This window comes from Sphingomonas sp. PAMC 26621, from assembly GCF_000251145.1.
In the GTDB taxonomy this organism is placed as follows: Bacteria; Pseudomonadota; Alphaproteobacteria; order Sphingomonadales; family Sphingomonadaceae; genus Sphingomonas.
In genome coordinates this window covers 1-7584 of record NZ_AIDW01000054.1, presented here as the reverse complement: position 1 = coordinate 7584, position 7584 = coordinate 1, and the positions used below count along the sequence as shown (strand labels likewise).

At 59.2% G+C, this 7584-nt stretch carries 7 protein-coding genes and 1 pseudogene; 2 read left to right on the top strand and 6 right to left on the bottom strand.

The annotated features are described in order from the left end of the window. Positions 1 to 11 precede the first annotated feature (11 nt). On the bottom strand, positions 12 to 263 hold the full coding sequence (locus RI03_RS20745) for a helix-turn-helix domain-containing protein (protein ID WP_010219678.1): 252 nt from the start codon (positions 261 to 263) through the stop codon (positions 12 to 14). A 378-nt stretch (positions 264 to 641) separates the two neighbouring features. Here RI03_RS20745 and RI03_RS20740 point away from each other — a divergent pair, with 378 nt between their 5' ends. Further along, positions 642 to 869, top strand: a complete 228-nt coding sequence (locus RI03_RS20740; RefSeq protein ID WP_037515894.1) for a hypothetical protein — start codon at positions 642 to 644, stop codon at positions 867 to 869. A gap of 728 nt (positions 870 to 1597) precedes the next feature. On the opposite strand, the gene RI03_RS23860 is transcribed toward RI03_RS20740, so the two are convergent. The 5 genes from RI03_RS23860 to RI03_RS20715 form a co-directional block, all read right to left on the bottom strand. Continuing rightward, positions 1598 to 2209, bottom strand: coding sequence for a hypothetical protein (locus tag RI03_RS23860; RefSeq protein WP_170318440.1), 612 nt, complete (start codon positions 2207 to 2209; stop codon positions 1598 to 1600). 227 nt (positions 2210 to 2436) lie between these two features. Then, on the bottom strand, positions 2437 to 3870 hold the full coding sequence (locus RI03_RS20730) for an IS1182 family transposase (RefSeq protein ID WP_010219675.1): 1434 nt from the start codon (positions 3868 to 3870) through the stop codon (positions 2437 to 2439). Between the two features lie 83 nt (positions 3871 to 3953). Next, complete coding sequence (locus RI03_RS20725) at positions 3954 to 4463, bottom strand: hypothetical protein (protein WP_026046939.1); 510 nt, start codon at positions 4461 to 4463, stop codon at positions 3954 to 3956. A gap of 161 nt (positions 4464 to 4624) precedes the next feature. Then, on the bottom strand, positions 4625 to 5071 hold the full coding sequence (locus RI03_RS20720; protein WP_010219673.1) for a hypothetical protein: 447 nt from the start codon (positions 5069 to 5071) through the stop codon (positions 4625 to 4627). Next, the gene (locus RI03_RS20715) at positions 5068 to 5688 is read right to left on the bottom strand and encodes a recombinase family protein (protein ID WP_238542486.1); all 621 of its coding nucleotides are present in this window, start codon (positions 5686 to 5688) and stop codon (positions 5068 to 5070) included. Before RI03_RS20715 ends, RI03_RS20720 begins: the two co-directional genes overlap by 4 nt. 855 nt (positions 5689 to 6543) lie before the next feature. On the opposite strand from RI03_RS20715, the pseudogene RI03_RS20705 reads away from it, so the two are divergent. Further along, positions 6544 to 7584 (top strand): annotated as a pseudogene (locus RI03_RS20705) (transposase); the annotation flags it as partial.

Here is a 7584-nt window from a genome sequence, read left to right as displayed (position 1 = left end):
GTGCGTCGCGTTCAGGAGCGGCAGCTTGCCCCGGTCGCCCTTTTGTCGATCAGCCCCTCAGGCCCCGTCGCGTTGAACTTCACCACCCAGTCCCGCACGATCTGCACCGTGACGCTCCCGAGCCGCGCGGCCTCCGTCCGGCTCGCCCCCTCATAGATCGCCGCCAACGCGAGCAAGCGCCGCGCCTGGGCGCCATCCTTCGCGTTACGAGCGGCCGACCGTACCATGACAGCGTCGAAGTCGGTGCGAAGTGCGATCGGCATGGCAAACTCCTGTCCGTTTGCCATGTTGAATCAAACCAAGCCGCCGCGGGCAACCCCTTCCGAGTCACGATCATCGGATCCTGGTATAACGTACCATTTAGATGTGGATGATCGCGCGAAACCGAACGTGCAATCAATAGAGAAGGTTGATGGTAGCGGTCAGTCGGATTCCGTTTGTCTTTCTCCCCGACCTGGAAGCGGTCGCTTTAGCCCAGACTTTGTCATTCGCGGCCGCCACAATTTTCCTCAAAGCCGCCATAGCCGATGTTTCAAAAGGGGTCCCTTCTGCGACGGCAGCTTTTGGGTGGGGAAGCGGACAGTCGGCAGTCGCCCACTTCCAGCCATTCCAGACTTAGGGTGTTGTGCTACGATGACAGCATGACAAACCATACGCGCTCAGCTCAGGACGTCGTCAACAGGCTCTTGGTGCCGTCCAGTTTTGTGCCGATCGTCCTGACGGTCGTAGCAATTAATCTGGTCGTTCAAGTATGTTATTCAATCGGGATCTTCGCACACTACGATGGCGAAAAAGCCTCTTACATCATCTCGCTTGGCTATCTGATTGCTGTAGCAAAGGAAGCGATCGCGATCATTCGGGGGCGTTGATCCGGCGGTTGTGGAGGTCTGCTATCCACCAGGTCGCGACGTTCAAGCACGGTCGGCGCGCCGGCTGTTCTGCAAAGGCGACTGGCAGCTTTCGGACAGCTAATCGGACAGACCGGAAACGCCCAATTGCAGACATCTACCTGTCGCGCCGGGGCGGAGGCCGTGTTCGATCCCACTCGGCAAAACTATACTCCACACACACCTGATTCCGTCCGCAATGCAGACGTGCGACAATCAGTTTCCGGATCACCGCGACTTCAGCGCAAGTTGCGTCCGGATAAATCACCAGAACCATACCCGGCCGGGGATCGAAGCGACGCACATTGACGAGCAGGCGAGAAACGCTCTGTTCAGTAGCAGGGAAGCCGTTCCAGCGAAGTCGTCGCTGACGAGCCTCAAGTACGTTAACTTGCACTAGTTCGCCAAATTCGCTGCCCTGCCGTTGCCACCCGTGGGGAGCGGGCCGACATTTATTCGTGCTGTAGCTGGGTGCCTTTGGCGCTGCGAGGGGTGAAGCGCTGCCGGGGCAGACCGCCATTACCGCGGCCGCCCCCAACGTCATCGATCGCGGTGACTTCAGCATGCCGCAGCGTACCACGCGAACGGCAGCTTGCCACCAAACCCGGTCATTCCTGATGCAAAAATCAAAAGTTTTGCATCAGCACGAATTGACAGCAGATCGCCCGGGAGCGCGTAGTAGCAATCATCGGCTGGACAGCTTGTCGCCGTTACCTCCAGTAATGAGCTATCACCATACCAATTCCAACAGCTCCAAAGATTATTCCGCTAACGGAATGTCTTACTTTCTCTAAAGATAATCGTTCTGTATCTATTAAATATGCTATAGTAGGTACTTTGCCTGCTTTAACCCACGGATGGCGGCCCGCCAAAGATTTAGCTAAATTGCGTGTTGTATCTGAACCTCTGCGCCATTTTTTGTATTGTTTTAATAGACTAGTTGCTGTTGTTTTTACATTTTCTTTCCAGATCAATGGGTCCATTAAATAGCTTTTGATCGCTTGTAGATTTTTATCAGTCTCAAACGTGATATTATCGTAACCGGCCTGTATTCCAATAGCAGCCAGAATCTGAATTAGAGCCGGGTGGCGATATAGTTCAGGGCTCAAAGCTGGATGAACGGCACAGGCGAGCCTAACGCCATAATCCTGCTCACCCTTGCTGTTCGAATAACTGATTACGATTCCGTCTTTTTCGATAGCTGCCTGCGTATTATAACCGAGAATTCCGTCGGATTGGACCAGCGACCAGCCTTGGCCAGATACCAGCACGGCCATCGGAGGACAGACATGACTCAGCGGAAGCGCTTTTGATTCAACCATTGCGCCCGTTTGTCAGATGCTAATTGCAAACTTCTAAATGTCAGCCACCCGACCGGGCGTGATGCGAAACTCACGGGTTTTGCATCATGCCTGGAACGGCGGGAATCTTGGCATTGTGGTGATGCAGAAAACCGATGCGCTGCCGATCGCGGATGTCAGGGTCTGGTGGAGGCTGTGTGAGAACGGTGACGAAGCGTCGCTGATTGAGACGCGCGCGAACGCAGGGTTCAGGCCTGCATCGCTGCCATCAGCCCCGGCACACCGACCAGAGCGATGGCGCGCTTGATGTTGTATGCAAGGATGTGAAGGCTCATCTCGGTTCTGACGTTCCTGAGCGTTCGCGTCTTGAAGTGGCTTCGCCCCATCCAGTCCTTGAGAGTGCCGAAGACGTGCTCGACCGTACGTCGTCTGACCCGCATTGCACTCGGCATCCGGTCGAGCCGGGCCTGCATTGCTTCGATCACCTCTTCATGTTCCCACCGCTTGATACGGCGTTCGATGCTGGTGGTGCAGTTCGCCTTCACGCCGCAGCGATAGCGACAGGCCGGCGTGGCATAGGCGTGTAGCGTCATGCCATGCTCGATATTGGAGAAGCGCCGCGTCATCGTTTCGCCGGCCGGGCATCGGTAGGTGTCGTTCTCGGGCACATAGACGAAGTCCTGCTTGCCCCAGCGGCCATCGGCCTTGGCTCCGGAGGTGAGCGGCTTGGGGCAGATCGGCGTGATGCCGGCCGCTTCGCACGCGAGGATCTCGGGGCCCGAGAAGTAGCCGCGATCGGCCAGCACGGTGAGCGCATCCGCGCCCGTCGCCGCACGGGCTTGCTCGCTCATATTCGCAAGAGACGTACGGTCGTGGCCAAGATTGATGACTTCGTGCGCGACGATGATGTGGCTGTCGGTATCGACCGCCGCCTGAAGGTTGTAGCCGACTTGGCCCGTGCCGGTTCCCGCCGACGCCATCGCGCGCGCGTCCGGGTCGGTGAGCGAGATCTGCCGATCAGGCGATGCGGCGACCGCCTGCTCCATGGCTTCGAGTTCACGCATCTGCCGCCGCAACTCGCCGAGCCGTGTCGTCAGCCGCGTCGTGCGAAGTTCGGCAGCTTCACCGTCCTGCCGGTCAGCGGTGTCGAGCATGCCTAGATAGCGCTGGATGCTGGCATCCACCTGCTCCATCCGGCGCCGGATCGTCACGGCTGTGAAGTTCTTGTCGCGGGCGTTGACCGCCCGCATACGGCTGCCGTCCACCGCCACTGTGCCGCCCGCAATGAGCCCGAGGTTGCGACAGAGCAGGACGAACCGGCGACACGCCGCCTGGATCGCTGCGCCATGATCGCGACGGAAGTCGGCGATGGTCTTGAAGTCGGGCGCGAGCTTGCCCGTCAGCCACATCAGCTCGACGTTGCGGCCCGCTTCGCGCTCCAGCCGCCGGCTCGACTGCACCTGGTTCAGATAGCCGTAGATGTAGAGCTTGAGCAGCATCGCCGGATGGTAGCCGGGCCGTCCGGTCGCCGCTGCATCCGCGAAACCCAGCGCCGACAGATCCAGTTCGTCGACGAACACATCGACGATCCGCACCGGGCTGTCCTCGGCTACGTAATCGTCCACGCAATCAGGCAGGAAAAGCTGCTGCCGCCGATCGCACCCCGCTATGAAACGCCCCATCACCGGCCTCCCAAATCAGACCCTGATCATAGCATATCAGCACGTTTTCACACAGCCTCGGTGGGTAGCCGACATTCGCCTGCTCAATCGTACAGGTCTTCACCAATCTCTTGAACAGGCCGGGGTCTGCCACCGATTCCCGTCATCGCGTGCTTTGTCCAGACGATGGACAATCGGCGGACCATTCTCTTGCCGTCGTCTTTAGTGGGGCGGGTCGTCACCGTAATCAGCGCATTATTGCGCAGATTGCAGTCGATCGACACGCGGTCCAGATAGCCGAAGTCAGTCAAAGCGGCGTTAAGCGCAGCACGCTCCAGTGGAGAGATGTGGTGTGAGAGCCCTCGTATGTCGATCACGCGCACGATGCCGTTCTGATACTGGAATTTGGCTGAAACCGCCCCGTAGCTCCGACAGGATACGGTGTCTTCTTTCGAAAACCAGATCGGCTGCAAGGAGCGCCAGTATTCTGGGCCCTCGCCCGATGTAGGGTCCGGTAGAAGGAGCAGTGGAGGCGGCGGGGGTCGGGTCTTGAACGCAGCGCCATTCTGTGACGCCAGAGCACCGAATACCGGCAACAGGCTCCAAATCGACATGCAACCGTCCCCACCGAGAAGTCCACCTCCTCGCACCCATAGACCTTGATGGCAACGTCGGCTTTTGGGGCGCTTTCTACCGTCCCTTTTGTTGCGAAAGGGTTCCCTTTTGCGACGCCAGGTAGCGCCCAATGCGGACACCGCGCCAAGCCCGCAGTGGGTTAACTCCCGGCCTGCTTCACAAAAACGTGGTCGGCGCTGTCATCTAGTCCGACGATGTGGATCGATTTCGCTTCGCCAGTTGCGGGCCTTGCCATGCTGTCGTTGTTGAAATGAACAAACACGAAAGTGCTGCTAAATTCCACTCGCGTGCCCCGCACACCGATCCCAGCAGCTACGTTGATTTGCTTCCCAAACTTACCTTCATCGACAACATAGCGTGTTGTCTTATCGGCAAACTTTAGCGTGCCATCGCGCAGAACTAGCGGCTTGCAGCAGGCATTATTGTAGGTGCCGTTCGCCCACGACTGCGGTGGCGGGATATGGCGGGGCGAAACGATGTAGATCAGCCCAAATACGAAAAGCATTCCGGGAATTAGCACTAAGCTGCTCCACCCCACCAGGGATGATTGCATCGCTTCATCAGCGGCTCGGTCGGTAGGGATCATACGCGAAAGCTGACGGAAATTGGTGGACAGAGCAATGTCCGCTTCCCCCAGAGCCGGGCCATACAGCGGTCCCTTCGGTACAGCCGGGATATTGTCGCCTGATCGACACCAAGTAGAGCGGCGACAGTGCGCTGCGTATCGCCAGCGGCGAGCCGTTGGAGCGCCTCAGCCTGCTGGTGAGGGGTAAGAGCAGCGCGCCGGCCGAACTTTACGCCACGGGCCTTGGCCTGGACCCTGCCGGCAGTCGTGCGTTCGGTGATCCGATGGCGCTCGTAGCTTGCCGCCACACCCAGCACGGCGATGATGACCTCGGCGAACTGCGAGGTGGTATCCACCATCGGCTCCGCGATCGAGCGGAAGCCGGCACCGGCTTCCTTCACCGCATAGAGGATGTTCAACAGGTCACGGGTGTTGCGGGCAAGGCGGTCGGTGGACGTCACCATCAACACGTCGCCGGCATCGAGCGAGCTGATCGCGCGCTTGAGCTGGGGCCGCTCGGCCGTCGCGGCACTAACCTTCTCGCGGTAGATCTTCGTACAGCCCGCCGCGTCTAGCTGAGCGAGCTGCTGCGCCAGATCCTGGCCGGTAGATGAAACACGTGCGTAGCCATAAATCATGTCCCCAATGTGCATCGGATTTATGCATCGCGGAAGTGCCGGACTTCGTACACTTTTTCATCTGATGCAAAACTTGTGAGTTTCGGACGTCGCGGTGTCTGTCTATTTACTACCCCTGGCAACAGCGGTATGGGCAGTGGCCTGCCCTCAATCCGACAGCTGGATGCGTTATAATTGCACCATGCAGTACCGCGTCCAGATCATACCGCGGCCATTCGTCATAGACGCCGATGGCCTTCCTGTCCCAAACTCACACGTGATTGAGATCGCATTTCCAGGCGACACAATTGAAACAGCGCTAGGCAGCGCAAACACCATCATTGGTCCTGGCGTTGCCAAGATCCTGGTTGGTGAGCTGACGATCCGCGGTGTTGCACTGTGCTAGGCTCACCCTCACCACCCCCTCTGCGTGCGTGCAACATCATCACTGGAGCGAGCAAAGCCGGCCTCGTTGCGCGGGTGGATGGCGTGCCCCGCGACATGCCATGGACCACGATCACGGGGATCGCAGCCGGCCTAATACAACAGGCCGAGATCGAGCAGTTCGTGCTCGCACTAACGGTCGAGGATAGCAGCGGCAGCAGAAGCTTTCTCGTGGCGGAGTCAGAGCCTGTCTGGGTTGAATTGACCAGCGTGCTGCACCTCGGCCTACCTGATGTCGCACCCTATACGGAATGGGGAGCCGCTCTGGCTGCCTCTCCCACAGTAATCGATCTCTTCGAGTGGCCAAAATCGTCATGATTGGCCGGTCAACTTTGGATTAAACGTGTGTGCTGCATGTCACACAACTATGACAGACTGTGTGAAAATCGGTGTGAGGATTCCCGCGGATCGCTGCGATGGTACATTTCTGGCATGGCGCATCTGTCTGGAACGGACCGCTCGCAGCTCCTGTTGCTGCCCGAGGCGGTTGATGATTATGTCGGACCGGATAATCCGGTCAGGTTCATCGAGGCCTTTGTCGACGGGTTCGACCTTGGCGCGGCCGGGTTTGTCCGGGCGCAACCCAAGGCGACGGGGCGGCCGGGCTACGATCCGGCAGATCTGTTCAAGCTCTACATCTATGGCTACCTGAACCGGATCCGTTCGAGCCGACGCCTGGAAGCCGAGACGCACCGCAATATCGAAGTCATCTGGCTGCTGCGGCATCTCAAGCCGGATTTCAAAACCATCGGCCCGACTTCCGCCGCGACCAACCGTGCCGCCTTTAAGGCGGTGTTCCGCGAGTACGTGGTGCTGTGTCGTCAACTCGATCTGTTCGGACGCGAGCTCGTGGCGGTGGACGGCACGCGCATCAAGGCGGTCAACAACAGGACCCGAAACTTCACTCGGGCATCGCTCGCTAAGTTCATCCAGGACGCCGACGAGAAGCTCGCCAGCTACATGAAACGGCTCGACGAAGGGGATGCCGACGAAGACCGCACGCCGGGCGGCGGTTCCGGCCCGCGCGACGGCAAGCTGGCCGAGAAGATCGCTGCCATCCAGGGCAAGCGCGCCGTCACAAGGAGATGGATTGCCGAACTGGATCGCACCGGCGCTGACCAGATCTCGCTTACCGATCCGGACGCCCGCGCGATGGCGCGCATGACCAAAGTGGGGATCGGCTACAACATCCAGCTTGCGGTCGACGTGAGCACAAGCTGATCGCCGAGCAGGCGGTGAGCAACCAGGTCCTTGACCTGGGCCTGCTCGCGCAGACCGCAACAGCGGCAATGGAGGCACTGGGCGTCGAGCGGATCGATGCGGTGGCCGACCGCGGCTACTTCAAGATCGAAGACATCGAGGCCTGCGAGGCGGCAGGCATCACCCCGTATGTGCCCAAGCCGCTCCGCGGCTCTGCCGTACGGGAGGGCTTTTCAGCAAGGAAGTCTTTCGCTACGAGCCGGACCAGGATGT